Below are 25,680 nucleotides of genomic sequence, written 5' to 3'. Positions count from 1 at the left end.
CATCCCTGCGCACATCTTCAAGCCTTGTTTGGCATCAGCCCCGGCAGCGCATGCAGCAGCGCGTTGATGGCAAAACCGATGAACATCACGCCGCACAAACGAGTGATAAGCAGCTCATGACGCTGATACAGGGTCCGAACCCGCTGCGCGCCAACCACGCCAATCAGAATAGCGTAGGCCAGCAAGCCACCGAGGAAACTCAGCGCAATCAGCGCCGGCAGCATCGACCAGTTGAGCAGTTCGGCGCGGCTCGACAGCAGCGCGGTGAACGTTGCGACCGCCACCGGATAGGCCTTGGGGTTGGTCAAGCCGAACAGAATGCCGTGCCAGAACGGATTGCGCGCCGCGCCCTGGGGTTCGTCACCATTGCGACGCTGGGCCCGCACCGCGCGCCAGCCGAGCCAGAACAGGTACAAGCCGCTGAGCACACCGAGGACATCAAACGCAGTGCTGCCGATTTCCCGGGCGCCGACAATCGCGATCAGCGCCGTGCTGCACCAGACCACATCGCCGAGCAGATGCCCGCAAAGAAACCCCGCCCCGGCCCGCCGCCCATGGGCTGCGCCGATGCCGAACACCGCCAGTACACCCGGCCCGGGCGTTATCCCGTAAATGAAACCCGAGGCCAGCACGGCCATTAGCAACGATGGAGTCATGGAAAACCTGCAAGCGCCAGAACGCGTGGCCGCCAGTCTATAACAGACAAATGTGTCTGATCATGACTCGTCGTAAAAACGCATGCCGGCGTACGGTTTTTGCCGACACGCTGCCAGTCGTGAAGTGAGATCGCCGACATGCGCTTCGAGCTTGTGGCCGTCGGGATCGAGAAAGTAGAACGAGGCACCTTCGCTACGGTTATCGCGCCATTCCTGCACGTTCGCCGCTTTTAGCTTTGCTACGAACGTGGAGAAATCGGCTGCATTGAGGCTGAACGCGTAATGGGTGTAATCGGCGCACGGTTGACTCGAGCGCAGCGGATCAAGCGACAGACACAACCACAGCCCCGGCAGCGACAGGTAGGCACCGGCGTCCCACGTGGCTTCGACGCGCAACTGCAACACATCGCAATAGAACGCCAGGCTGCGCTGCAAATCGTTGACCGCGAGTGTCAGGTGGTTGAGGCCGGTGAGCATCGGGTCAGTAGCCTCTGAGGTCTTCGGGGACGATGTATTGTTGGCCGTCGTAGGTCAGGGTGATCTGTTTCTGCTTCAGGCGGGTGGTCTTGGAAAGACACTCTTTACCCGACTGCGTGTTTTTCATTTTGTTGCCGTTGGTGGTGACGATCAAATCGGCCAGACCATGATGACTGGAAGGGCCGATCTCGACGGTTCGGCGAATCGTCTTTGTGTAGCCTTCGCAATCATTCATGAACTCACCGTTGCTCTTGGCAACCACCAAGCCCTCCAGCACCGGACGCAGTTCATTGCCTTCGCGAATGTACAGTGCCAGGTCGGTTTTCTCGTAGGGAATGGCGTGGGAACTGTGAGAAAACTTTGAGCGCAGACCAAAGGCCCGGACGTCCGGCGTCAGACGGTAGCGAGCCGTATCAATGCGCACATCCTCAAGACGCACGGCATCGGAGTTGTAGGCGCCCGGCTTACGATAAGTAGCGATGGGTCTGGCGTCGCTGGCATTGAGGATTGCCAGATCCAGATCGAAGGCTCCGGCATCGTCCCCGCCGGCATCAGCCAGGTAGGTGGACTTGACCGAAATCGCCTGACTCGGGAAAGCCGGCCAGACATTGCAACGCGACATGAATTTGCCGTCAAAACCCTGGGTGGTGCAAGCGGCTTGGGTTTGGGTGGTGATGGCCAGCAAACCAAGGGAAATCAGAAGTCTGGTTGGAGTGAGCATTGTTCTTCCTTGATAAAAGTCGTGTTGAGCAGGCCGATTACAAGCCTTTGAAGCTTTGCGGCAGGACGTAAGCTTTTCCGTCGTAGCGGAACGTGGTCAGCACGGGTTTGTCGGTCGTAGTCTTCATTTCGCAATTGTCAGGCGATCCTTCTCCGACGAGACCGGTGGTGACTGATTTAACGACAAGGTCGGCAAAACCATGAGAGCTGGTTTTACCCATTTCGAGCGTGCGAACAGTGGTCGCGCGTTCTCCCGCGCAATTGCCGTCCCATTCACCACTGAAGCGGTAAACCACTAATCGATCCAACACAGGACGCAGTTTGCTTCCCTCTTTCACATAGAGCGACAGCACGGTTTCATCCAATGGATTAACGCGAGACGAGCCTTTGAAATTTGCCCGAATACCAAACGCACGAAGTTCAGGCGTGAGTTTGTAACGCGCGGTGTCGATCTGCACGCTATCCAGCGCGAACGCATCAGAAAAAAATGCAGCAGGTTGATGGTAAGTGGCGATGGGGGTTGGGTCGTCTGCCGATAAAACGGATAAACCTAAATCGTAAGAGCCAATCTTATCGCCATCGGCGTCAACTGGATCCGGCTCAAACTTCAATAGCGAAGAAATGGTCAGCCCTGGATAAGCAGGCCAATCCTTGCACTGGCCAAAGTCCCAGTTTCCAGACACCGCTGGTGGCGTGCAATCGGCCAAAGCCTGCCCCGCCAGCAACCACCCGCACAATACCGCACACCCGATCCAGCCAGACTTCACTGTCACTTCCCGCTCCTTGAGCACTTTTCAGCCGCGCACTATCCCCTGCTGTATCGGCCCTTTCAACCGAATCATCAGTAAACCAAAGTGCATTTCCCGCTTGGTAGCGAGAAGTCGTTGACGGCGTTGCGGGCGATGTTGGCGATGTTGGCGATTGCCAGGGTGGTGTCGATTCGTGTGTTTGAGAAAAATGGGGTGGCTGTTAACTGATGGAATCAATCCGTGATTTATCAGTGTCTGGAAGTCAGTCTTCGCGAGCAGGCTCGCTCCCACAGGGGCCGAATTCCAACTGGAGAAATGCGATCACATGTGGGAGCGAGCCTGCTCGCGAAAGCGTCATTGCAGGCGCCGCAAATATCAGAACTTGTCTAGCGTGCGCAATTTCTGCGGCAATCCCCACAATAGCAACGCCGCCGCAATCAGCGCCGCCACGCCAATCACATACAGCGCCGGCGTGGTGCTACCGGTCAGATCCTTCATCCGCCCGACCATCACCGGGCTGACAATTCCGCCGAATTGCCCAAGGGTGTTGATCACCGCAATCCCGCCCGCCGCACCAGCGCCAGCACCGGCGAGCAACTTCGGAGGCAAGGTCCAGAAGCTCGGAATCGAGGCAATGATCCCGGCGCCGAGCAAGCCAAGAGCGACGATCAGAAACGTCGTGTGGCTGGCGAAAATTCCCGCACTGAAAAAGCCGATCGCGCCGACGATCACCAACCCGGCGACAAACTTGCGCCGCTCACCGGTGGCATCCGACAAACGCCCGATCACCACCATACTGATCGCCCCGCAAATGTACGGAATCGCCGTCAGCAGACCAATCATCACCGGACTCTCGGTGCCGGCGCTGCGGATCAATTGCGGCGCCCAGAAATTCAAACCGTAGGACGCGACCTGAATCAGAAAGTAGATCAGACCCAAGGTCAGAAAACCGGGAATCTTCAACGCCGCGAGCAACGAACCACCACTCTTGTGCGGCTCATGCTGGGCGATGCGGCTGGAGAGCAATTTTTTCTCGTCAGCCGTCAGCCAGTGCGCATCCTCGATACGATCCTTGAGCAGCATCAGCACCAGAAAACCGAGACCGATGCACGGTACGCCGCCGAGCAGGAACAGCCAGTGCCAGCCGCGCATTTGCAGCACGCCGTCGAGGTGCTCCAGCACCAGCCCGGAGAACGGCGCGCCGACCAGCCCGGCAAACGCCGAAGCCAGAAACAGCATTGAGGTGATGCGGCCACGGAAGTGCTGCGGAAACCACAGCGTCAGGTAATACAGCACACCTGGGGCAAACCCGGCTTCCATTGCGCCAATCACAAAGCGCAGCGCGTAAAACTGCCATTCACTGTTGACGAACACCATCGCCGCCGTCGCCACGCCCCAGGACATCATGATTCGGGCAATCCAGCGGCGCGCGCCAACCTTGTACAGCATCATGTTGCTCGGCACTTCGAACAGCACGTAACCGACCACGAACAGCCCAGCGCCGAGGCCGTACGCGGTGTCGCTCAGGCTCAGGTCGGTCTGCAACTGGAACTTGGCGAAGCTGATGTTGATGCGGTCGAAAAAGGCGAACAGGTAGCAGACCATGATCAGCGGCATCAGGCGCCAGGCGACTTTGCTGACCAGGGCTTTTTCGGCGTCGTGATCGACGGACGGACTTGCGCCCGCCTCCATTACATTGAGGCTCATGGCTTTTCTCCAGACGGACTGCCGGTGGGCGTCCGATTGTTTTTGTTGTCTGGTTTTCACACTCACTGTGGAGCGCTTTTCTGTGGGAGCGAGCCTGCTCGCGAAGGCGATGTGTCATTCACCTTTGATGTCGACTGACGCGACGCATTCGCGAGCAGGCTCGCTCCCACAGTGGATTGGTGTTGTCAGGTGGGGATCGGGTGCAGGTCGCAGTTGCGTCCGGCCTTGGCCAGTTGGCCGGGGACTTCGTGGCCCAGCAGATCCGGCAGGCCACGCGAGAGTTTCAGCAGCAGCGGCAAATCGATGCCGGTGTGAATACCGATCTCATCGCACAGGTTCACCAGATCTTCGGTGCAGATATTCCCCGACGCGCCTGGCGCAAACGGACAGCCACCGAGACCACCGAGCGCCGCATCGAAACGCCGCGCCCCCGCCTCATAGGCCGCCAGCACATTGCACAGACCCAGACCACGGGTGTTGTGGAAATGCAGGGTCAGATCAGCCGGTGAAACCCGCTGCAACACCCGCCGCACCAGGCGATCCACCTGACGCGGATTGGCCATGCCGGTGGTGTCGGCGAGGGTGATGCCGGCAATGCCGAGTTCCTGATAAGCATCGACGATTTGCAGTACGCGATCCTCGTCGATCTGGCCTTCGAACGGACAACCGAACGTCGTCGCGATACTGCCGTTGAGGCGCACGCCGGAACCGCTGGCGAACGCGACAATCTCTGCAAACGCCGCCAGCGAATCCTCGCAGCGCATGCGCATGTTGGCCATGTTGTGCGTCTGGCTGGCGGACATCACCAGATTCAGTTCATCGGCACCCGCCGCCAACGCACGCTGCGCACCTTTGAGGTTGGGAATCAGCGCGACGTAAATCACCCCCGACTGTCGTTGAATGCCAGTGAAGACTTGCTCGCCGTCACGCAGCGCCGGAATGGCTTTCGGCGAGACGAACGAGCCGGCTTCGATCCGGCTGAAACCGGCCAGCGACAGCTGATCGATCAGGGCGATCTTGTCAGCGGTTTCCACCCAGGTCGGCTCGATCTGCAAACCATCGCGCGGCGAGACTTCCTGGACGATCAGGGTTTGCGAATAGTCCGTGATCATTGCACCACCCCTTGGCTTTTCAGGCGTTCGATGTCGAGTTCAGTCAGGCCGAGGCCGGCAAGAATACCGTCGGTGTGCTGGCCGAGTTTTGGCCCCGACCAGTTCACGCCGCCGGGGGTTTCCGAGAGTTTCGGGACGATGCCGGGCATCTTCACTGTTGCACCGCCGGGCAGTTCGGCGTTGAGCAGCATGTCCCGTGCCTGATAGTGCGGGTCGGCAACGATGTCGGCCACCGAATAAATGCGCCCGGCCGGCACTTCAGCGGCCTCCAGCGCCGCGAGCACGTCGTCGATCGGCAGGCTGCTGGTCCAATGGGTAATCGCGGCGTCGAGCAAACCGCTCTTGGCCGCACGGCCATCGTTGTGAGCGAATTCTGCTGCTTGCGCCAGGTCATCACGGCCAATGGTTTGCATCAGACGTTTGTAGATCGGGTCGCTGTTGCCGGCGATCACCACGTAAGCGCCATCCGCCGTGAGGTAAGTGTTCGACGGTGCAATGCCTGGCAAGGCGCCGCCGCTGCGTTCGCGGACATGGCCAAGCATGTCGTATTCCGGCACCAGGCTTTCCATGACGTTGAACACGCTTTCGGCCAGCGACACATCGACAATCTGCCCGCCGCCCTGCCCGGTCTTGACCCGCAGCAGCGCCATCAACGCGCCGATCACCGCGTGCAGCGAGGCCAGCGAATCGCCGAGGCTGACGCCGACCCGTGCCGGTGGCGAACCGGGGGTGCCAGTGGTGTAACGAATGCCGCCCATGGCCTCGCCGATCGCGCCGAAACCAGGGCGATCGCGGTACGGGCCGGTCTGGCCATAGCCAGAAATGCGCACGAGGGTGAGATTGGGGTTCAGCGCGTGGAGCACGTCCCAGCCGAGGCCAAGTTTCTCCAGCGCACCGGGGCGTAGGTTTTCGATGATGACGTCGGCATCGCTGGCCAGTTGCTTGACCAACTCGATGCCTTCGGCGGATTTCAGATTGAGTGCCAGCGATTTCTTGTTGCGTGATTGCAGGTACCACCACAGCGACGTGCCTTGGTGCAGCTTGCGCCATTTGCGCAGCGGGTCGCCCTGACCCATGGCTTCGATCTTGATCACCTCGGCGCCGAACTCGGCGAGCATGCGCGCGGCAAACGGCGCGGCAATCAGCGTGCCGATCTCGATCACTTTGATCGCACTCAAAGGGGCAGTCATCGCGGGGTACCTCTTGTTCTTGGAATATGCGCCAAGGCTAGAGGAACGATGATCGGGCAATCCAGCCGTCTCTCGGCAATGGGCGTTCGCCAAATGCGAACGCTCAAAGGTGATGTGGTGAATTCAAGTCAGTCATCGCGAGCAGGCTCGCTCCCACAGGGTTTCGTGGCGGCTGCAGATTCTGTGCTCAACACATATCCACTGTGGGAGCGAGCCTGCTCGCGAAGAGGCCGGGACATTCACTGAAGATCTATGCGCCCTGCCCCCGCAAATGCTCAAACAACATCCGGCTCACCGGCGACAATCCCGCCTCATCGCGCACCACCACAATCAACGCGCGATCCGACCAGTCATCCGTCAACGGCACCGCGTGCAACCCCAACGCCTGACCAAACAGTTCATAAGCACGCTGCGGCAAGATGCCGATGCCCATGTTGGCCTGAACCATCCGGCACACCGCATCGAACCCCGGCACATGAATGCGAATGCGCAGGACTTTGCCGGCCTGTCGCGCCGCCGCGTGAGTACGCATGTTGATCGAACTGGCGGCATGCAGTCCGACGTAGTCGCTGTCGAGCGTTTCAGCGAACGCCACCGACTCGCGCGCCGCCAACGGATGTTCCGGCAGCATCACCACCAGCAGTTTGTCCTGACGGTACAACACGCTGTGCAGGCCTTTGGTGTCGCTGTCGCTGGAACAAATACCGAGATCTGCCACGCCATCGAGCACGCCTTGAATCACTCCGGCGCTGGGCCGCTCTTCAAGGTCGGTCTTTACCTGCGGGTGCTGCGCGGAGAAGTCGCGCAAGTCTTCGGGAAGAAACTGAATGATCGCCGACAGGTTCGCCAGCATGCGCACATAACCGCGCACACCGTGGCTGTGTTCGCCGAGTTCCAGGCCCATTTTCTCGACGTTGAACAGCATCTGCCGGGCATGATGCAGCAAGGTTTCCCCGGCCGGGGTCAGCGTCATGCCCTTGGCCTGGCGCACGAACAGGCTGATCCCGAGCGCCTCTTCCAGCTCCATCAGGCGCTTGCTGGCCGCCGACACCGCGATGGCTTCGCGCGAGGCCGCGCGGGTCAGCGTACCCTCTTCGTGGACGGCGACAAACAGTTGCAGGGTGATCAGGTCGAGGCGGCGGATCAGGCTTTTTTGCAGCATGGGAGGCTCAATGACTTGGGTTGGTCAGTATCGGCAGGATAGCCCGATTTTCAGCCAAGTCAGACAGATGATTGCTCGACAGATTTTCGAGGCTTCGCCCTACAAACAAAACTCCGTCGCCTCTCAGGATTCGCGGAAACAGCCGATTTTTGCCGGACTTTGCGCTCTGTAAAGTCTGGCAACACACACAAATTGCAACACCCTATGGATCGCTACACTCAAGGACTGTCGCCTGTGAATCTTCCGTTGCACACGCCCGATCTGTATTCCAATTTTCGCAAAATCATCGCCCTGGCCGACTTCGATTGGGACATCGCCGAACAGAGCAACGTCGCCGGTCTCAATGTTGCAGTGCAGAGTCCCAACCACCTGCTTGATCAGTACGGACGTGAGTTTCACCATTTCTGTACGACCTCATACCTTGGGCTCGATCATCACCCCGCCCTGCTCGAAGGCGCCATCACCGCCCTGCGCGTAAAAGGCAGCTCTTCAGGTTAATATTCGCCTCTTCGACAGTCTGATCGCCACCGATCAATGCCACAGCAACATGGCCATTCGGTTGATCAAATGCGGACAGGCTGCCGTGGCCAATCGCATTGCCAGTGAATTGGCCGGACAGGGATTTTTCGCCAGCGCGGTCTTTTTCCCGGTGGTCGCACAAGGCAAGGCAGCCATCCGTATTACGCTGCGCGCGGACATGCAGCCGGCACTGATCCGGCGCTTCTGTGAGGTGATCACCAGTCTGTTACGCGCCCACCGTTGCGATCTCGACGACTGAAAACAGGGACGACTCATGAACGCCAGCGTCACCCTCCTGATCACCTGCTGCACGGTTTTCCTCGCCCAGTTGGGCATGAGTATTTATTTGCCGGCGTTGCCGGAGATTGCCCTTTACCTGGGTGCGGAACCTGCACAGGTGTCGTGGGGGTTGTCGCTGTACCTGATCGGCATGGCGCTGCCGATGTTGTTCTGGGGCAGTCTGGCTCAGCGCATCGGACGCAAACCGGTGTTATTGGCAGCGCTGGTCATTTACGGGTTGGCCAATCTGGCGTTGCCGCGAGGTTCGACGCTTGAATCGTTTTTGCTGTTGCGCCTGTTACAAGGCGTCGGTGCCAGCGGTATTTCGGTGATGGCGCGGGTGCTGATCCGCGACAGCTTTCGCGGCGATCTGCTGGCCAAGGCGTTGTCGTGGATTTCGATTTCCTTCGTGGTTGCGCTGGGCATCGGCCAATATGTGGGTTCGCTCATCGAGGCGACACTGGGTTGGCAGGCGATTTTCCATTTGCTCGGCGTGACGTGCCTGTTGATGGCGTTGATTGTGTCGCGAATCGCTTTCCCGGCGATGGCTGACGAACCGGCCAGCGCCTCATCGTGGTCAGCTTATCGGCAGATTTTTTTGCACCGGGCGTTTCTGCTGCCAGCTCTGGCCGGTGGTTTGGGCTACGGCGTAATCATCGCTTTCAACACGGCGGCACCACTGATTCTGCAGGGGCCGTTCGCGTGGTCGTCGGTGGATTACGGCCTGCTCGGCTGGCCGATCAGCGCTGCCTATTTTCTCGGCGCGCTGGCGGTCAACCACTTTGTGCTGCGTACCGGTCAGGCGTGGTTGATGACCGTCGGCGCAGGTTTGGTATTGGCAGGTAGCAGCGTGATGTTGCTGGGCAGTCTGACAGCCAGTTCCATCGCGTTACTGTTTTGGCTACCGTATTGCGTGGCGGTGTTTGGCCAATCATTGAACTACCCGATCAGCCTGTCCCGCGCCAACGATGGCGCGCCGATTGCCGGGGCTTATGCGATGGCGCTGAGCGGGTTCATTCATCAATTGATGGCAGCGATCATCGGTGCGATAGCCAGTCTGATCGCCAGCCCACAAGCCTGGCCCCTGTCGCTGCTGTGTACGTTGCTGGCTGTCGGTACGATGCTCTGCGTGCGGTTGGCGCCGCAAATGCGATGAACCTACCGGTCAGCTCGCCGCTGTCAGCAATCGCACCAGGTGAGCGGCTTCATTTCTCTGCCCCAGCACCAGCACTGACGAACCCTGCAGACAGGCGTCCTGCGCAATCCACTCGATACCGGCGGCGCCTTCGACAGCAAATGCCGGATCCACGGCACCATCGACCAAAAAGCCGCCCGTGAGTAAGCGTCGTTCGCCGTCCGAGGTCTGGCCGACCGTGACAATTCGCGGCCCGGGGAAGTCATCCAGCGCAAACCCTGCGCTCCAGCTTTTCAGATCCAGTGGCTGCGTCGCTGGGGTAATCACCGGCAAGCCGAGATTGAAAGCTGGATCAGACTGACCATCGAGGTTGATCCCGCTGATGAAGCCATGCTGACGCTTTTCCCCGGCGGACGACTCGACGGCAGATCCGATCAACAACAAACGCTGCGCCGATTGCCCAACGATACGATTCACCGAGCTTTCGAGCGGTGCGCCGGCATGGCGCAAATTCAGCAGCAAAGTACCGTTCTGGCCAAACGACCTGGCAACCTCCCCAGCGCTGTCAAAAGCCATGACCAACCCTTGGTTGATCCCTAATGTCTTGCCATGTACCAGAATTCCCCCGTCGCTCAACTGCGTGACGCCATGCAACGTAATTGCCACATCAGGAAGCGTCAGATGAATCCAGCCTTTGCCAGCAAACGCAACGTCTTCCGCACCATCAAGAAAGAACCGCGTCAGTAACCCGCCGCCCCCTCTGGATGTGACGAAAAGCAACCGATCTGGCGTTGCCACCTGTGGGGCGGATTTTGCCAGAACCAGGCTGCTTTTAAACGCATTGGTCAGCGCAGGAATACGCATGGGCACGATTTTATAGCCTGTCTGGTCATCACCAAACTCAGGATCGAGGGAGCCGTCAGGCTTGAATCGAGCGATGACCTGTTGGTAATCGGTGGCGGTTCTGTTGATCAGGCCACACATCCAGATTCGGCCGTTGTTGTCGACGATCAACGGTCCGCCCTGTGAAGGCACGCCGTTGCCGAATTGCTCCTGACGGTAGCCGGCATTGCCAAAGGTCGGGTCTGGATTTCCATCGGCATCCAGACGTGCCAGACCGTAATACGCATGGCCCGCTTCCTCAACGGTTGCGCTGACCAGAATCTGTCCCGACGGCGTCGTCGCCACAGCTGTGCCAATGGTCTTGCTCGCTCCTGGAAATTTCAGTGTTCGCAGACCAAAGGAGCTGTCCAACTCTCCCGCTGATTGTGCTTTACGTGCGTTGGCTTTCGGCATGTTCATGTGCTCCTCAAAGGACCGGAGTCGCCCTCCGTTGTCAGAGCATTCGATCCCAGGAAGCCACGCTAGACAACTGACAGAAATGACAGTTTTTTAGACAAAAATGAAATTACCTACCAAGCAAAAAAAGCTAAAAAACTAGTAGTTTTTACAGGTTCGAAATAAAGAAACCCATGCCAGTCTTTCCCTTCAAATCAGTCTGTAACAGGAGGCGGACATGAACGTGAGCAAAAAGAGTAAAATGCAACTGGAAGCGCAAGCGCCTGTCGAGCCGTGGCCCGCACCGTACATGACCTATCCCGAACAGGGAGAAACCCGCAAACCGTCAACACTTCTGCTCGGCAGCGGTATCCCTGAGGCCGATGTCGAGGTCTGGAGCAGCGACGAAACCCAATTACACGGCAAAGGTAAAATCAACAAAAACGGGCGCTGGGCATTCAGCGTCAGCGGTGACCTGGCGGTAGGGCTACATGTGATCAAGGCCCGCCAGACCTACAATGACGTTGCGTCGTCCTGGAGTGAAGATCGCTCATTCGCCGTGGATCTTGAGACGGGGCTTGACGTGCCGGCGATTGCAGAACCCCGAGAGGGTGAAGCGCTGGGTCAACATGTGATTCTCAAAGGAGACGTGCAACAACCCGGTGGCATGGTCGACATCCTTGATCTGGACAGGGACCTCTGGATTGCTTACGCAGTGGTCAACGCGAAGGGACATTGGGCCACAGAAAAACCCGTAAGCTTTTCCCTCGGCGAGCATCGAATTTCAGCCATCCACCGTGCCAACGGCAAAAAATCAGACTGGGCACGTGTCCGCACATTCACGGTTGTCGCTGTACAAAAAAAAGGGTGAACTGCCCCGCTAAGGCCGTTCACCCAGCCAAACTCGCTCAAAACGCATTGCGAAAAATCTCCTCGATCTGGCGCTGATCCGCCGCCCGGGGATTGGTCAAACCGCAGGCGTCTTTCAGCGCATTGGTGGCGAGCAACGGAATGTCACTGAGCTTGGCGCCGAGTTCACGCAGGCCACCGGGGATCTCGACATCTTTGGCCAGGCAACGGATCGCAGTGATCGCCGCTTGCGCGCCCTCCTCCGGGCTGAAACCTCGGATATCAGCGCCCATGGCGTGAGCGACATCGGTCAGGCGATCGGCGCAAACCAGCGCGTTGAACGTCTGCACATGGGGCAGCAGCACGGCGTTGCACACACCATGGGGCAAGTCGTAAAACCCGCCCAACTGATGCGCCATCGCATGCACGTAACCGAGCGAGGCATTGTTGAACGCCATGCCGGCGAGGAACTGCGCGTACGCCATGTTTTCCCGCGCGGCGAGGTCGCTGCCGTCACGCACGGCCAGGCGCAGGTTGTTGCTGATCAGGGTCATGGCTTTCAGCGCGCAGGCATCGGTGATCGGGTTGGCAGCGGTCGAGACGTAGGCTTCGATGGCGTGGGTCAACGCATCCATACCGGTGGCGGCGGTCAGGCCTTTGGGCATGGCGACCATCAGTTCCGGATCGTTGACCGACAACAGCGGCGTGACGTTGCGGTCGACGATGGCCATTTTCACGTAGCGCGATTCGTCGGTGATGATGCAGAACCGGGTCATCTCGCTGGCGGTGCCGGCGGTGGTGTTGATCGCGATCAGCGGCAATTGCGGTTTGCTCGATTGATCGACGCCTTCGTAATCGCGAATCTCACCGCCGTTGGTCGCGCACAGCGCAATACCCTTGGCGCAGTCGTGGGGCGAACCGCCGCCCAGCGACACGACGAAATCGCAGCGACTTTCCTTGAGCAGCCCCAGGCCCGACTCGACATTGGCGATGCTCGGATTGGGTTTGGCGCCGTCGAAGATCACCGAATCGATGTCCTGCATCGCCAGTTTCTCTGCGACCATGGTTGCCACGCCGGCCTTGGCCAGCCCGGTGTCGGTGACGATCAGCGCCTTGCGAAAACCATAGTTGCGAATGGCAACCATGGCTTCGTCGAGGCAACCATTGCCCATGATGTTTACCGCCGGAATGAAAAAGGTACTGGTCATGCGCGCGTCTCCTGACTGGGGCCGAATCGACTGCTCCGGTTCGGCGGATAGACACAGCATCGACCGATCGGTCACGAGCGATGTTGATCTGGCTCAATGCCCGCTCGTGATAAAGTCGCCGCCCATCAGCCCCTTTGTTTTGAGACCGCCTACGCAATGACCGATTTTCTCGATGTCGACGCCAGCCTTGAAGACTGGAACACCCTGCGCGCCGCGACCGACTTCAACGGCTTGCTGGTGGGCAATGGTGCCAGTCGTGCGGTGTGGGACGATTTCGGCTACGACTCGCTGTTCGAAAACGCCCGTACCGTGGAAGAAAAACCACTGAGCCCGTCGGAACTGGCGGTGTTCGACGCGATGCAGACGCGCAGCTTCGAGCAGGTCCTCGGCGCGCTGAAAACCACCAGCCGGGTCAACAAGGCGTTGGCCATCAGCTCAGCGGCGCCGCGCAACCGCTATTACGCGATCAAGGAAGCGCTGATCAACACCGTGCACGCGGTGCACATTCCTTGGCGACTGGTGAAGCCTTCGACGCTGGCGACGTTGAACGAAGAACTGGCGCGCTATCGCACGGTGTTCACCACCAATTACGACTTGCTCAACTACTGGGCGCTGCAACACCAAAGCGATGCCATCGACGATCTGTTCAACGGCGCCAATGCGAGTTTCGATCTGAGCGAAACGGCCACCGACCAACCGCGCCTGCTGTACCTGCACGGTGGTCTGCATCTGGTGCGCAACCAGGACGGCACCGCGCGCAAGCTGACCTCGACCGAAGGCACGCTGCTCGGCAGTTTCGCGATCAACAATACGATCAAGACGCTGGATGACGTGCCGCTGTTCGTTACCGAAGGGCCGAGTGCAGACAAGCTCAAGACCATTCGCAGTTCGGATTATCTGTCGTTCTGTTATGAGCAATTGCTCGGGCATGGCGGCAGTCTGTGCATTTTTGGCCATGCGTTGGGCGAGCAGGATGCGCATATCGTTCGGGCGCTGCGCTTGGCGAAACCTGCGACGGTGGCGATCTCGATTTACCCGCGCAGTGCGGCGTTTGTTCAGCATCAGAAGCGGCATTACGCGCAGGTGTTTGAGGGGACGGGGGTTGAGTTGCGGTTTTTTGATGCGAAGAGCCATGCATTGGGGAATCCGAAGTTGTCGGTGCCCGTCGAGGTTTGATGCAGGCCTGACTGACGCCTTCGCGAGCAGGCTCGCTCCCACATTTGGATCGCATTCCCCTGTGGGAGCGAGCCTGCTCGCGAAGCTTTTGGGCGCGCCTCAATCTTCAGCGCTATGCACCACCACCAGCAACTGCGCCTGCACATCCCCCACCGATCTGATCCGGTGCGGTTTCTGCGCATTGAAATGCAGCGCATCACCGCGCTCCAGCAGCACCTTCTCGTTCATGAAATCCACTTCGACCTGCCCTTCGTGGACGAACAGAAACTCCTCGCCCAAATGCTCCTTGAAGGTCTTGTCGCTGAACTCTTTTGGCGGGTAGATGATGAACGGCAGCAGGTTGCGCTCGCTGACCTGATGCGCCAGCACGGCATACCCCGGGCTTTGATCATTCGCCGCCAATGACTGACGCTCGTGGCTGCGCACCAGGCTGTAGCTGTCGAGGCTGACGTTGTCTTCGGAGAACAATTCCTCGACTTTCACATTCAGCGCTTTCGCCAGTTTCAACGCAGCAGCAATCGACGGGGTGTTCAGCCCGCGTTCGACTTTGGACAGATAACTCTTGGTCATGCCGGATTTTTCGGCCAGTGCCTCAAGAGTAACGCCAAGTTTTTTTCTCAATAATTTCAAACGGATAGACATGCGCAGCGGTTATTCCAGCAAGGAAGCGACGATTTGTGCTTGCCAATGACACTTTGTGTCATATAGACTCTTTCGTGTCATTTGCAATCACCCAAAGGACACAGACATGGCCAAGACATTAGCACTACCCAAAGACCAACTGGTCAAGCAAGCGCTGACCCAGATGCAAAAAAGCCTCGTGGATAATACGTGGACCGATCGGCAAAAGCTGGCCCTGACCTGCCGGATTCTCTTCGAGAACGGTCACGACTCAGGTCTGGCCGGGCAAATCACCGCCCGTGGGCCGCAACCCGGCACCTATTACACTCAGCAATTGGGCCTGGGTTTCGACGAAATTACTGCAAGCAATCTGCTGCTGGTCAACGAAGACCTGGAAGTCCTCGAAGGTCACGGCATGGCCAACCCGGCCAATCGTTTCCACAGCTGGGTGTACCGCGCCCGTCCGGATGTGAACTGCATCATCCACACTCACCCGACCCACGTCGCTGCGCTGTCGATGCTGGAGGTGCCGCTGCAGATTTCCCACATGGATCTGTGCCCGCTGTACGACGACTGCGCGTTTCTCGAAGGCTGGCCGGGTGTACCGGTGGGTAACGAAGAAGGCGAGTTGATTGCCGGTGCACTGGGCGACAAACGCGCGATTGTGCTTTCGCACCACGGTCAGCTGTCGACCGGCACAACGATTGAAGAGGCGTGTGTCATCGCCCAATTGATCGAACGCGCGGCCAAGCTGCAACTGCTGGCGATGGCGGCGGGCACGATCAAACCGATCATTCCCGAACTGGGCCGCGAAGCTCATGACTGGATCGCCAAGCCGAAACGCCACGCCGCCGCCTTCAACTACTACGCCCGGCAGAACCTGCGCCAACACGCCGATTGCCTGAACTGAAACCTGTTACGGAGAGATTCCCATGTCCACTATTCACGGCATCATCGGCTACACCATCACCCCGTTCGGCGCCAACGGCGAAGGGCTGGATCTGCCCGCTCTCGGTCAATCGATCGATCGCCTGATCGCCAGCGGCGTCCACGCCATCGCGCCATTGGGCAGCACCGGCGAAGGCGCTTACCTGAGCGATGCGGAGTGGGATCAGGTCGCCGAATTCAGCATCAAGCACGTGGCCAGACGCGTACCGACCATCGTCAGCGTTTCCGACCTGACCACCGCCAAAGCCGTACGCCGCGCACGTTTTGCTGAAGCCCATGGTGCCGACGTGGTGATGGTACTGCCGGCTTCGTACTGGAAACTTACTGAAGCGGAAATCCTCGCGCACTACCGCGCCATCGGCGAGAGCATCGGCGTGCCGATCATGCTCTACAACAACCCGGCCACCAGCGGCACCGACATGTCGGTGGATTTGATTCTACGCATCGTCAATGGCGTGGAAAACGTGACCATGGTCAAGGAGAGCACCGGCGATATTCAGCGCATGCACAAGCTGCAATTGCTCGGCGAAGGCCAGGTGCCGTTCTACAACGGCTGCAATCCGCTGGCGCTGGAGGCGTTTGCCGCCGGGGCGAAGGGCTGGTGCACAGCGGCGCCGAACCTTATTCCGCAGTTGAACCTGGATCTTTATGAGGCGGCCATGGCGGGCGATCTGGATCGGGCACGGGATCTGTTCTACCGCCAATTGCCGCTGCTGGATTTCATTCTCAAGGGTGGGTTGCCGGCGACGATCAAGGCCGGGTTGCGGCAGACCGGGCTTGAATCGGGCGATCCACGTTTGCCGGTATTTCCGCTGAGTGAAGCGGGCCAGACTCAGCTGCAAACGATCCTGAAAACCCTGCGCTGATCTTACTGACACCACAAAAAACAATGTAAGAGTGAGCCTGCTCGCGATAGCGGTGGATCAGCTGAGCATGTATCGACTGACCCACCGCTATCGCGAGCAGGCTCACTCCTACAGGGGGATGTGGTGAATTTAGAGGACCGGCAAAGTCTTGTCCTTGATCACCTTGCTCGGCCCGTTCGCCTTGACGCTGGCAATGCCTTTATCGCACGCCGCATCCGATGAATACGCTTCGCTGCTGCCGATGACCTGGTGATTGGCCGCTTTCAGATTGAAGTACGGATGGCCGTCCTTCGTCGACTTCTTCTCGTAGCGTTCATCCAGCGGGCTGTTGGTTTGCACCGAAGCGATACCGCCGTCGGCCGCTGCGCGAGTGGTGTACAGCTCGCTGGTCAGAATCGTTTCGGCGTTTGCCGCTTTCAGCACGAACCTGAACTGGCCGTTGCTGCTTTTACTGAGTTCGTACCATCCGGACATGCTCGTTGCTCCTTGGCGATTGAGAGATTTCGCGCTTCAGAGTAAAGACCAGTCCTGATTATCTGTCGCCTGTACCGGCCCCTTCGCGAGCAGGCTCGCTCCCACACTGGATACTGAGTGTTCACTGAAGAACTACTGTGGGAGCGAGCCTGCTCGCGAATGAGGCAACTCGGTGCCGGCTATTTCACCACCGCCCGCACCACCGACAACTCCGGCGCACTCACCCGCCGCTGACTCAGATAGCGCATACAACTCACCCGCAGGAACGAGGCGAAGTTCACGACCTCCCCGCGATAATCCATCACCTCTTCATACAGCTTGGCGATCAATTGGTTGGTGGTCATGCCATCGACTTCGGCGATTTCGCTGAGGATGTCCCAGAACTGATTCTCCAGGCGTAACGTGGTCACCACGCCGCAGATGCGCAGCGAGCGCGAGCGTGACTCGTAGAGAATCGGGTCAGCCTTGACGTAGAGCTCGCACATCGGCGGATCCTCGTTACAGGGTGATTTTGGTGCCGAGCAAGCCAAGGAAACCGGCCAGCCAGTTCGGATGCGCCGGCCACGCCGGTGCAGTGGCCAGATTGCCTTGAACGTGGCCGTCCGTCACCGGAATGTCGATGTACGTACCGCCCGCCAGTCGCACTTCCGGCGCACAGGCCGGATAGGCGCTGCATTCGCGACCTTCAAGCACGCCCGCCGCTGCCAGCAGTTGTGCGCCGTGGCAGACGGCGGCAATCGGTTTACCGGCCTTGTCGAAGGCGCGCACCAGATCGAGGACTTTTTCGTTCAGGCGCAGGTATTCCGGGGCACGGCCGCCGGGGATCAGCAGCGCGTCGTAATCGGCCTCGCTGACCTTGGCGAAGTCGAAGTTGAGGGCGAACAGGTGACCGGGCTTTTCGCTGTAGGTCTGATCGCCTTCGAAATCATGGATCGCGGTGCGCACAGTCTTGCCGGCAGCCTTGTCCGGGCACACGGCGTGGACGGTGTGACCGACCATTTGCAGGGCTTGGAACGGCACCATCACTTCGTAGTCTTCGACGTAATCGCCGACCAGCATCAGGATCTTTTTCGCGGCCATGGGGAGGACTCCTCTGGGGGAACGCTTGGGAGTGTTCAAGGTAGAACTTATCCGCGAGGTCGGGTAACAACCGGCTACTACCTGAGACCGTGTCATCGTTCTTCGCGAGCAGGCTCGCTCCCACATTTGAAATGCATTCCCCTGTGGGAGCGAGCCTGCTCGCGAAGAGGCCCTCAAACTGTACGCCTAAGTCTGTGCCTAGCTGTAACAGCCCGAACCGCCCGGTTTATGGCTTGATGAAGGTCATTCCCAACCACCTTCAATTCCGGTTCCCATCATGTCCTCGCGCGAAAACACCGGCATGGCCCTCGGCCTGCTCGGCGTGGTGATTTTCAGCCTCACCCTGCCCTTCACTCGCATCGTGGTGCAGGAACTGCATCCGCTGCTCAACGGTTTGGGCCGCGCGTTGTTCGCGGCGATCCCGGCGGCGGCGCTGTTGTTATGGCGCCGCGAGAAATGGCCGACGTGGCAGCAAGTCAAAGGCCTGAGTCTGGTGATCGCCGGGGTGATTCTGGGTTTTCCGGTGTTGTCGGCATGGGCCATGCAAACGCTGCCGGCGTCGCACGGTGCCTTGGTCAACGGGCTGCAACCGCTGTGCGTGGCGCTATATGCCGCATGGTTGTCCCACGAGCGGCCGTCAAAAGCCTTCTGGGCCTGCGCGGCGTTGGGCAGTGCATTGGTGCTCGGTTATGCGTTGTACACCGGAGCCGGCAGTATTCAAGCAGGTGATCTGCTGATGCTCGGCGCGATTGCCGTCGGGGGGCTGGGCTACGCCGAAGGCGGCCGATTGGCCAAGGAGATGGGCGGCTGGCAGGTGATCTGCTGGGCGCTGGTGCTGTCGACGCCGTTGTTGATCGGGCCGGTGCTGTATCTGGCGCTGCAACATCAGGGCGCGGTGTCGGCCAAGGCCTGGTGGGCGTTCGGGTATGTGGCGCTGTTTTCGCAGTTTCTCGGCTTCTTTGCCTGGTACGCCGGGCTGGCCATGGGTGGCATCGCCCGGGTCAGTCAGATCCAGTTGTTGCAGATCTTCTTCACCATCGCGTTTTCGGCGTTGTTCTTTGGCGAACATGTCGAGCCGATTACCTGGGTGTTTGCGTGTGGCGTGATTGCCACCGTCATGCTCGGCCGCAAGACTGCGGTGAAATCAAATGTGGGAGCGAGCTTGCTCGCGAAGGGTCCGTAACAGCCAACATCATCGTTGACTGTCAGTCCGCTTTCGCGAGCAGGCTCGCTCCCACAGGGTCTAGGTCAGGCCAGGAAACCGTCGGCGCGCAGCAGGGTTTCCAGGCAGTGCTCGCTGATGTTGTAGAAGGCTTTCAACTCTTCGATCTTCACCAACAGCTGAGCCGGGTCCACCGGCTCGGCGCGCTTCACTGCCAGAATCATCTTGTTCTTGTTGGTGTGATCCAGCGAGATGAACTCGAAGACCTTGGTCTCGTAACCGCAGGCCTCAAGGAACAGCGCACGCAAACTGTCGGTGACCATTTCAGCTTGCTGACCGAGGTGCAAACCATATTGCAGCATCGGTTTGAGCAACGCCGGGCTCTGGATCTGCAGGCGGATCTGTTTGTGACAGCACGGCGAGCACATGATGATCGACGCGCCGGAACGGATGCCGGTGTGGATCGCGTAATCGGTAGCGATGTCGCAGGCATGCAGGGCGATCATCACGTCCAGTTCGCTCGGCGCCACGCTGCGTACGTCACCGCACTTGAACAGCAGCCCCGGATGATCGAGTTTTGCCGCCGCGGCGTTGCACAGGTTGACCATTTCTTCACGCAGTTCGACGCCAGTGACTTCGCCTTCAGCCTTGAGCGTGTTGCGCAGGTAATCGTGAATAGCGAACGTCAGATAGCCCTTGCCCGAACCGAAATCCGCCACCCGCACCGGTTTGTCCAGCGCCAGCGGCGACGAGGTCAGGGCGTGGCTGAACACTTCGATGAACTTGTTGATCTGCTTCCACTTTCGCGACATCGCCGGAATTAGCTCGTGCTGCGCATTGGTCACGCCGAGGTCCTTGAGGAACGGTCGGCTCAGCTCAAGGAAGCGGTTTTTCTCGCGATTGTGCTCAGCGGACGGAGCTTCACGCAATTGCTGAGGTTTGCTTTTGAACAGCGAACTCTTGCCCTTTTTGCTGTATTCGAGCTGCGCTTCATCAGTCACCGCGAGCAAATGGGCATTTTTGAACGCGGCAGGCAACAACTCGGCAATCGCCGTCACACCGTCAACCAAGGGCAGGTTTTTGGTGATGTCACGGGTTTTGTAGCGATAGACGAACGACAGATTCGGCTGCGCCTTGACCGTTACCGGTTTGATGATGACCCGCTGCAGATCCGCCTCTTCACCGACGTACTTGGCCAGCACCAGTTTGATGAAGCCGTTCTGTTCGAGGCTGGTTTGCAGCAGCTCGATGAACTGGGCGTGGTGATCGGGCGCAGGCTTGCTGGCAGGGGCAGTAACGGACATGAAAAAGCGGCCTCGGACGGGCGATATCGGGAATGGCGGGTATTTTAGGGGGGATGGGGGTTGGGGACACGCTCTTATTTACCCAACGGTTGTTAGAAGCGCCCTCACCCTAGCCCTCTCCCGGAGGGAGAGGGGACTGACCGAGGTGTTTTCACGAGTTACGCCGACCTGAAATACCGAGCCGAACTCAGGTATTAAAAGCATCAAATCAAACGATCATCTGTTAATCCATAATCGACTCGGTGTTTCAGGTCGACGTCGAGCACAAGACACCTCGGTCGGCCCCCTCTCCCTCTGGGAGAGGGCTGGGGTGAGGGTTTGGATCTAGAACAGGAAGAAAGTACTTCAGCCCAACACCACCAACCGATTCGGCAACTCATTCCTCACCTGCGTCACCGGCACATGCACTTTCAGCAACTCCCCACACGCCTCGATGCAAGTGACAAACCCCTCAAGCGTGCGCCCCTGCCGCACCTGCTCGGTAAACGCCGCAACAATCGCATCCCAGGATTTATTGTCCAGCCGTTTGGAAATCCCCTCATCCACCAGAATCTCCACATACCGCTCAGCCTCGCAAACAAAAATCAGCATCCCCGTACTGCCCACCGTGTGATGCAGGTTCTGTTCGAGAAACTGCCGCCGCGCCAGGTTCGACGCGCGCCAATGCCTCACGCGGCGCGGAATCAGATGGGTGGTGATTTTCGGCAAACGAAACAGCAGGCACAGCACGATAAACGCACCCCACTGCACCAACAGCAGACTGCGCAGGGTCAGCCACCCGGTCAGGTAGTGCACGACGCCCGGCACCACCAGTGCCAAGAGGCTCGCCCACAACAGCGGGATGTACGCGTAATCGTCGGCGCGGGCGGCCAGCACCGTCACCAGTTCGGCGTCGGTGTCGCGCTCGACCCGGGCGATCGCCTCGGCGACTTTGCGTTGTTCGTGTTCGGTCAGTAGTGCCATGTTGAAAAGTGCCTGCTCATTATTCTTCTGATATCACCAGCCGCCGGACGAACCACCGCCGCCGAAACTGCCCCCGCCGCCGCTGAAGCCTCCGCCTCCACCGCCGCCGCCAAATCCGCCACCACCGCCAAAGCCGCCCCCTCCTCCGGAGCCGCCACGGCCGGCAGGCAGGATACCGAGCATCTGGCAGACAAACACCGTCAGGATGAACAACATCACCAAAAACACGAACAATGCCGGATGCCGCGAGATGAAATCATCGGACGGATCACCGCTGGACTCATACACCGTCGACGGCTCGTCGAGCGGATTACCGCCGAGCACCACCAGCATCGCCGCGACGCCATCGCTGATGCCTTTGCTGAAGTTGCCAGCCTTGAACGCCGGCGTGATGACTTGATGGATGATCACTGAAGTCTGCGCGTCGGTCAGCCGGTCTTCGAGGCCATAACCGACTTCGATGCGCAGTTTGCGCTCGTCACGGGCAACGATCAGCAGCGCGCCGTTGTTCTTGTCCTTTTGCCCGATGGCCCAATGTCGACCGAGCTGAACGCCGAAGTCCTCAATGGTCGTACCTTGCAAATCCGGCACGGTAACCACGACCAATTGCTCGCCGGTCGCCTGCTCATGGGCCTGCAATTGCTGGCTCAGTTGCGCGCGCACCGACGGCTCGAGCATCTGCGCTTCATCCACCACCCGGCCGCTCAGCGCCGGGAACGTCAACTCGGCCCGGGCGCTGAGGGCGAACAACCACAGCATCAGCACCAGACCCATTTTCAACACGCGCATGGACAACCTCGAATCAGAACTTCACTTGCGGGGCTTTTTCCGCGCCGGGCGTGGTGGCTTCGAAGGTTTCGCGGATCGGCAGGTCGCTGTACATCACGCTGTGCCAGAGACGACCGGGAAAAGTGCGGATCTCGGTGTTGTATTTCTGCACCGCCAGAATGAAATCGCGACGCGCCACGGCGATGCGGTTTTCCGTGCCTTCGAGTTGCGATTGCAGGGCGAGGAAGTTCTGGTTGGCTTTCAGATCCGGATAGCGCTCGGAGACCACCATCAAGCGGCTCAACGCACCGGTCAGCTGATCCTGCGCCTGCTGGAACTGTTTGAGCTTCTCGGGATTGTCGAGGGTGCTGGCATCGACCTGGATCGACGTCGCTTTCGCCCGCGCCTCGATCACTGCCGTCAGGGTTTCCTCTTCATGCTTGGCGTAACCCTTGACCGTTTCCACCAGATTGGGGATCAGGTCGGCGCGGCGCTGGTACTGGTTCTGCACCTGCCCCCATGCGGCTTTGGCCTGTTCGTCGAGGGTCGGGATATTGTTGATGCCGCACGCAGTCAACAGCGTGGCCAGCACCAGCAGCGTGGCGACCTGCAAACGCGAGCGATTGGTTGGGCTTACATTCATCGCGGTGATGCTCCTTGGCACATATCATTATAAAAACCGAGCGCGAAACATTCTCAGCGGGCTCTTGGGGCATAATCGGCCGCGTCGCTGGATTACGACGGGGCAATGGGCTAAAAAGTGCCCTGCGTGATCATGCTGGCAAGTGTCGGCTGCCGTTTTTGGCTCTGTTTCTTTGAGCCTGTACCCGAACAACAATAGTCGCTCCCTAAATTTTGGCTGGCCGGCGTTGCATTGCCGCTTGGGCCCTTGAGAAAAATATTCATGAAGAAGCTGTGTTTGCTGGGTCTGTTCGTCAGCCTGGCCAGTCATCAAGTATTGGCCGCCACGACCCCGGTACCCCTGGAAAACAAGGACGCGTTCATCAGCAACCTGATGAAGCAAATGACCCCCGATGAAAAGATCGGCCAGTTGCGCCTGATCAGCATCGGCCCGGAAATGCCTCGCGAGCTGATCCGCAAAGAGATCGCTGCCGGCAATATCGGCGGCACGTTCAACTCGATCACCCGTCCGGAAAACCGTCCGATGCAGGACGCGGCCATGCGCAGTCGGCTGAAGATTCCGATGTTTTTTGCGTACGACGTGATCCACGGTCACCGTACGATTTTCCCGATTCCGCTGGCCCTCGCCTCGAGCTGGGACATGGACGCCATCGGCCAGTCCGGCCGCGTTGCCGCCAAGGAAGCCGCTGCCGACAGCCTCGACATCACCTTCGCGCCGATGGTCGACATCTCCCGCGACCCACGCTGGGGCCGCAGCTCCGAGGGTTTCGGTGAAGACACCTACCTGACCTCGCGCATTGCCAGCGTCATGGTTCGTGCCTATCAGGGCGCCACCCCGAGCGCCGCCGACAGCATCATGGCCAGCGTCAAGCACTTCGCTCTGTACGGCGCGGTCGAGGGCGGTCGCGACTACAACACCGTCGACATGAGTCCGGTGAAGATGTATCAGGATTACCTGCCGCCGTACCGCGCCGCGATTGATGCCGGCGCCGGTGGTGTGATGGTTGCGTTGAACTCGATCAACGGCATTCCGGCCACCGCCAACACCTGGCTGATGAACGATCTGCTGCGCCGCGACTGGGGTTTCAAAGGCCTGGCGGTCAGCGACCACGGCGCGATCTTCGAACTGATCAAGCACGGCGTCGCCCGCGACGGTCGGGAAGCGGCGAAGCTGGCGATCAAGGCCGGCATCGACATGAGCATGAACGACACCCTCTACGGCAAGGAGCTGCCGGGCCTGCTCAAGTCCGGTGAGATCGAGCAGAAAGACATCGACAACGCGGTGCGCGAAGTGCTCGCCGCCAAGTACGATATGGGCCTGTTCAAGGACCCGTACCTGCGCATCGGCAAAGCTGAGAATGATCCGGCCGACACCTACGCCGAAAGCCGTCTGCACCGTGTCGAGGCCCGCGAAGTGGCGCGCCGCAGTCTGGTGCTGCTGAAGAACCAGAACGAAACCCTGCCGCTGAAGAAAGACGCAAAAGTCGCACTGGTCGGCCCATTGGCCAAAGCACCGATCGACATGATGGGCAGCTGGGCTGCAGCGGGTAAGCCTGCGCAATCGGTGACGCTGTTCGATGGCATGAGCTCGGTGATCGGCAACAAGGCGAACCTGATCTACGCCCGTGGCGCCAACATCACCAGCGACAAGAAAGTGCTGGATTACCTGAACTTCCTCAACTTCGATGCGCCGGAAGTGGTCGATGACCCGCGCCCGGCCAACGTGCTGATCGACGAAGCAGTGAAAGCTGCAAAAGACGCTGACGTGATCGTTGCAGCGGTAGGTGAATCCCGTGGCATGTCCCACGAATCCTCCAGCCGTACCGACCTGAACATCCCGGAAAACCAGCGTGAGCTGATCCGCGCGTTGAAAGCCACCGGCAAACCGCTGGTGCTGGTGTTGATGAACGGCCGTCCACTGACCATTCTCGAAGAGAACCAGTCGGCTGACGCGATTCTGGAAACCTGGTTCAGCGGCACCGAGGGCGGCAACGCCATCGCCGACGTGCTGTTCGGCGACTACAACCCGTCGGGCAAATTGCCGGTGACCTTCCCGCGCTCCGTGGGCCAGATCCCGACTTACTACAACCACCTGAGCATTGGCCGGCCGTTCACGCCGGGCAAACCGGGCAACTACACCTCGCAGTATTTCGATGACACCACCGGGCCACTGTTCCCGTTCGGGTATGGCCTGAGCTACACGCAATTCGCCCTGAGCGACATGGCGCTGTCGTCGACCACCCTCAACGCCACCGGCAAGCTCGACGCCAGTGTCATGGTGAAAAACACCGGCAAGCGTGACGGCGAAACCGTGGTGCAGTTGTACATCCAGGACGTCACCGGTTCGATGATCCGACCGGTGAAGGAACTGAAGAACTTCCAGAAAATCATGCTCAAGGCCGGCGAACAGAAAGTCGTGCACTTCACCATCACTGAGGATGACCTGAAGTTCTACAACGCCCAGCTCAAATACGCCGCCGAGCCTGGCAAGTTCAACGTGCAGATCGGCCTGGATTCGCAGGACGTCACGCAGCAGAGCTTTGAGTTGCTGTAACTGACAACGCAGTCCCCTTGCTGATCGTTCCCACGCTCCGCGTGGGAATGCCTCAAGGGACGCTCCGCGTCCAGTGACGCG

General features: G+C 59.3%; 27 protein-coding genes. 9 read left to right on the top strand and 18 right to left on the bottom strand.

Annotated elements, in window-relative coordinates; all coding sequences use genetic code 11:
- Positions 1-17 precede the first annotated feature (17 nt).
- The 8 genes from AC5SEM_RS03345 to AC5SEM_RS03310 form a co-directional block, all read right to left on the bottom strand.
- On the bottom strand, positions 18-656 hold the full coding sequence (locus AC5SEM_RS03345) for a LysE family translocator (RefSeq protein WP_137218079.1): 639 nt from the start codon (positions 654-656) through the stop codon (positions 18-20).
- A gap of 60 nt (positions 657-716) precedes the next feature.
- Positions 717-1,133 carry a fosfomycin resistance glutathione transferase gene (gene fos / locus AC5SEM_RS03340; protein WP_331695022.1) on the bottom strand — a complete coding sequence of 139 codons (417 nt, stop codon included), beginning with the start codon at positions 1,131-1,133 and terminating at the stop codon, positions 717-719.
- A gap of 4 nt (positions 1,134-1,137) precedes the next feature.
- Positions 1,138-1,854 carry a PA3715 family protein gene (locus AC5SEM_RS03335; protein WP_495472177.1) on the bottom strand — a complete coding sequence of 239 codons (717 nt, stop codon included), beginning with the start codon at positions 1,852-1,854 and terminating at the stop codon, positions 1,138-1,140.
- Positions 1,855-1,891: 37 nt separating this feature from the next.
- On the bottom strand, positions 1,892-2,626 hold the full coding sequence (locus AC5SEM_RS03330; protein WP_495472176.1) for a PA3715 family protein: 735 nt from the start codon (positions 2,624-2,626) through the stop codon (positions 1,892-1,894).
- A gap of 351 nt (positions 2,627-2,977) precedes the next feature.
- Positions 2,978-4,309: an MFS transporter gene (locus AC5SEM_RS03325; protein ID WP_495472175.1), complete on the bottom strand. Its 1,332-nt coding sequence runs from the start codon at positions 4,307-4,309 to the stop codon at positions 2,978-2,980.
- A gap of 185 nt (positions 4,310-4,494) precedes the next feature.
- Positions 4,495-5,421 carry a hydroxymethylglutaryl-CoA lyase gene (locus AC5SEM_RS03320; protein ID WP_212622787.1) on the bottom strand — a complete coding sequence of 309 codons (927 nt, stop codon included), beginning with the start codon at positions 5,419-5,421 and terminating at the stop codon, positions 4,495-4,497.
- On the bottom strand, positions 5,418-6,611 hold the full coding sequence (locus AC5SEM_RS03315) for a CaiB/BaiF CoA transferase family protein (protein WP_495472174.1): 1,194 nt from the start codon (positions 6,609-6,611) through the stop codon (positions 5,418-5,420). The genes AC5SEM_RS03320 and AC5SEM_RS03315 overlap by 4 nt, the downstream gene beginning before the upstream one ends.
- Before the next feature lie 250 nt (positions 6,612-6,861).
- The gene (locus tag AC5SEM_RS03310) at positions 6,862-7,773 is read right to left on the bottom strand and encodes a LysR family transcriptional regulator (RefSeq protein WP_495472173.1); all 912 of its coding nucleotides are present in this window, start codon (positions 7,771-7,773) and stop codon (positions 6,862-6,864) included.
- A 234-nt stretch (positions 7,774-8,007) separates the two neighbouring features.
- Here AC5SEM_RS03310 and AC5SEM_RS03305 point away from each other — a divergent pair, with 234 nt between their 5' ends.
- From AC5SEM_RS03305 to AC5SEM_RS03295, 3 genes are all read left to right on the top strand, one after another.
- On the top strand, positions 8,008-8,271 hold the full coding sequence (locus tag AC5SEM_RS03305; protein ID WP_495472172.1) for a hypothetical protein: 264 nt from the start codon (positions 8,008-8,010) through the stop codon (positions 8,269-8,271).
- 85 nt (positions 8,272-8,356) lie between these two features.
- The gene (locus tag AC5SEM_RS03300) at positions 8,357-8,551 is read left to right on the top strand and encodes a hypothetical protein (RefSeq protein WP_495472171.1); all 195 of its coding nucleotides are present in this window, start codon (positions 8,357-8,359) and stop codon (positions 8,549-8,551) included.
- A gap of 15 nt (positions 8,552-8,566) precedes the next feature.
- On the top strand, positions 8,567-9,727 hold the full coding sequence (locus AC5SEM_RS03295; protein ID WP_495472170.1) for an MFS transporter: 1,161 nt from the start codon (positions 8,567-8,569) through the stop codon (positions 9,725-9,727).
- A gap of 9 nt (positions 9,728-9,736) precedes the next feature.
- Here AC5SEM_RS03295 and AC5SEM_RS03290 read toward each other — a convergent pair whose 3' ends face one another.
- Positions 9,737-11,002: an NHL repeat-containing protein gene (locus AC5SEM_RS03290; RefSeq protein ID WP_495472169.1), complete on the bottom strand. Its 1,266-nt coding sequence runs from the start codon at positions 11,000-11,002 to the stop codon at positions 9,737-9,739.
- A 220-nt stretch (positions 11,003-11,222) separates the two neighbouring features.
- Here AC5SEM_RS03290 and AC5SEM_RS03285 point away from each other — a divergent pair, with 220 nt between their 5' ends.
- On the top strand, positions 11,223-11,855 hold the full coding sequence (locus AC5SEM_RS03285; RefSeq protein ID WP_495472168.1) for a hypothetical protein: 633 nt from the start codon (positions 11,223-11,225) through the stop codon (positions 11,853-11,855).
- Between the two features lie 37 nt (positions 11,856-11,892).
- Here AC5SEM_RS03285 and yiaY read toward each other — a convergent pair whose 3' ends face one another.
- On the bottom strand, positions 11,893-13,041 hold the full coding sequence (gene yiaY, locus AC5SEM_RS03280) for an L-threonine dehydrogenase (protein WP_495472167.1): 1,149 nt from the start codon (positions 13,039-13,041) through the stop codon (positions 11,893-11,895).
- Between the two features lie 156 nt (positions 13,042-13,197).
- Between yiaY and AC5SEM_RS03275 the strand changes: the two genes are divergently transcribed.
- The gene (locus AC5SEM_RS03275; RefSeq protein ID WP_495472166.1) at positions 13,198-14,217 is read left to right on the top strand and encodes a DUF4917 family protein; all 1,020 of its coding nucleotides are present in this window, start codon (positions 13,198-13,200) and stop codon (positions 14,215-14,217) included.
- 99 nt (positions 14,218-14,316) lie between these two features.
- Here the strand turns inward: AC5SEM_RS03275 and AC5SEM_RS03270 are convergent, their stop codons facing one another.
- A complete protein-coding gene (locus AC5SEM_RS03270; protein WP_495472165.1) occupies positions 14,317-14,859 on the bottom strand; it encodes a helix-turn-helix domain-containing protein in 543 nt (180 codons plus the stop codon).
- A gap of 106 nt (positions 14,860-14,965) precedes the next feature.
- Between AC5SEM_RS03270 and AC5SEM_RS03265 the strand changes: the two genes are divergently transcribed.
- Positions 14,966-15,748: an aldolase gene (locus AC5SEM_RS03265; protein ID WP_495472164.1), complete on the top strand. Its 783-nt coding sequence runs from the start codon at positions 14,966-14,968 to the stop codon at positions 15,746-15,748.
- A gap of 22 nt (positions 15,749-15,770) precedes the next feature.
- Complete coding sequence (locus tag AC5SEM_RS03260; protein ID WP_495472163.1) at positions 15,771-16,652, top strand: dihydrodipicolinate synthase family protein; 882 nt, start codon at positions 15,771-15,773, stop codon at positions 16,650-16,652.
- Positions 16,653-16,781: 129 nt separating this feature from the next.
- Here AC5SEM_RS03260 and AC5SEM_RS03255 read toward each other — a convergent pair whose 3' ends face one another.
- From AC5SEM_RS03255 to AC5SEM_RS03245, 3 genes are all read right to left on the bottom strand, one after another.
- Positions 16,782-17,126, bottom strand: coding sequence for a YegP family protein (locus AC5SEM_RS03255; RefSeq protein ID WP_495472162.1), 345 nt, complete (start codon positions 17,124-17,126; stop codon positions 16,782-16,784).
- 179 nt (positions 17,127-17,305) lie between these two features.
- Positions 17,306-17,611 (bottom strand): ribbon-helix-helix domain-containing protein, encoded by a 306-nt coding sequence (locus AC5SEM_RS03250; protein WP_007916314.1) that lies wholly within the window; start codon positions 17,609-17,611, stop codon positions 17,306-17,308.
- 13 nt (positions 17,612-17,624) lie between these two features.
- Positions 17,625-18,206, bottom strand: coding sequence for a DJ-1/PfpI family protein (locus AC5SEM_RS03245; protein ID WP_095049176.1), 582 nt, complete (start codon positions 18,204-18,206; stop codon positions 17,625-17,627).
- 277 nt (positions 18,207-18,483) lie between these two features.
- On the opposite strand from AC5SEM_RS03245, the gene AC5SEM_RS03240 reads away from it, so the two are divergent.
- A complete protein-coding gene (locus AC5SEM_RS03240) occupies positions 18,484-19,389 on the top strand; it encodes a DMT family transporter (protein WP_137218064.1) in 906 nt (301 codons plus the stop codon).
- A 65-nt stretch (positions 19,390-19,454) separates the two neighbouring features.
- On the opposite strand, the gene AC5SEM_RS03235 is transcribed toward AC5SEM_RS03240, so the two are convergent.
- The 4 genes from AC5SEM_RS03235 to AC5SEM_RS03220 form a co-directional block, all read right to left on the bottom strand.
- Positions 19,455-20,672: a class I SAM-dependent methyltransferase gene (locus AC5SEM_RS03235; protein ID WP_495472161.1), complete on the bottom strand. Its 1,218-nt coding sequence runs from the start codon at positions 20,670-20,672 to the stop codon at positions 19,455-19,457.
- A gap of 345 nt (positions 20,673-21,017) precedes the next feature.
- Complete coding sequence (locus tag AC5SEM_RS03230; protein WP_007916305.1) at positions 21,018-21,635, bottom strand: TPM domain-containing protein; 618 nt, start codon at positions 21,633-21,635, stop codon at positions 21,018-21,020.
- A 33-nt stretch (positions 21,636-21,668) separates the two neighbouring features.
- The gene (locus AC5SEM_RS03225) at positions 21,669-22,424 is read right to left on the bottom strand and encodes a TPM domain-containing protein (protein WP_137218062.1); all 756 of its coding nucleotides are present in this window, start codon (positions 22,422-22,424) and stop codon (positions 21,669-21,671) included.
- Between the two features lie 13 nt (positions 22,425-22,437).
- The gene (locus AC5SEM_RS03220; RefSeq protein WP_116028830.1) at positions 22,438-23,046 is read right to left on the bottom strand and encodes a LemA family protein; all 609 of its coding nucleotides are present in this window, start codon (positions 23,044-23,046) and stop codon (positions 22,438-22,440) included.
- Between the two features lie 261 nt (positions 23,047-23,307).
- On the opposite strand from AC5SEM_RS03220, the gene bglX reads away from it, so the two are divergent.
- On the top strand, positions 23,308-25,599 hold the full coding sequence (bglX, locus tag AC5SEM_RS03215) for a beta-glucosidase BglX (RefSeq protein WP_495472160.1): 2,292 nt from the start codon (positions 23,308-23,310) through the stop codon (positions 25,597-25,599).
- Positions 25,600-25,680 lie beyond the last annotated feature (81 nt).

This window comes from Pseudomonas sp. CH61 (genome assembly GCF_059429415.1).
This window is presented reverse-complemented; position numbering and strand designations above follow the sequence as displayed.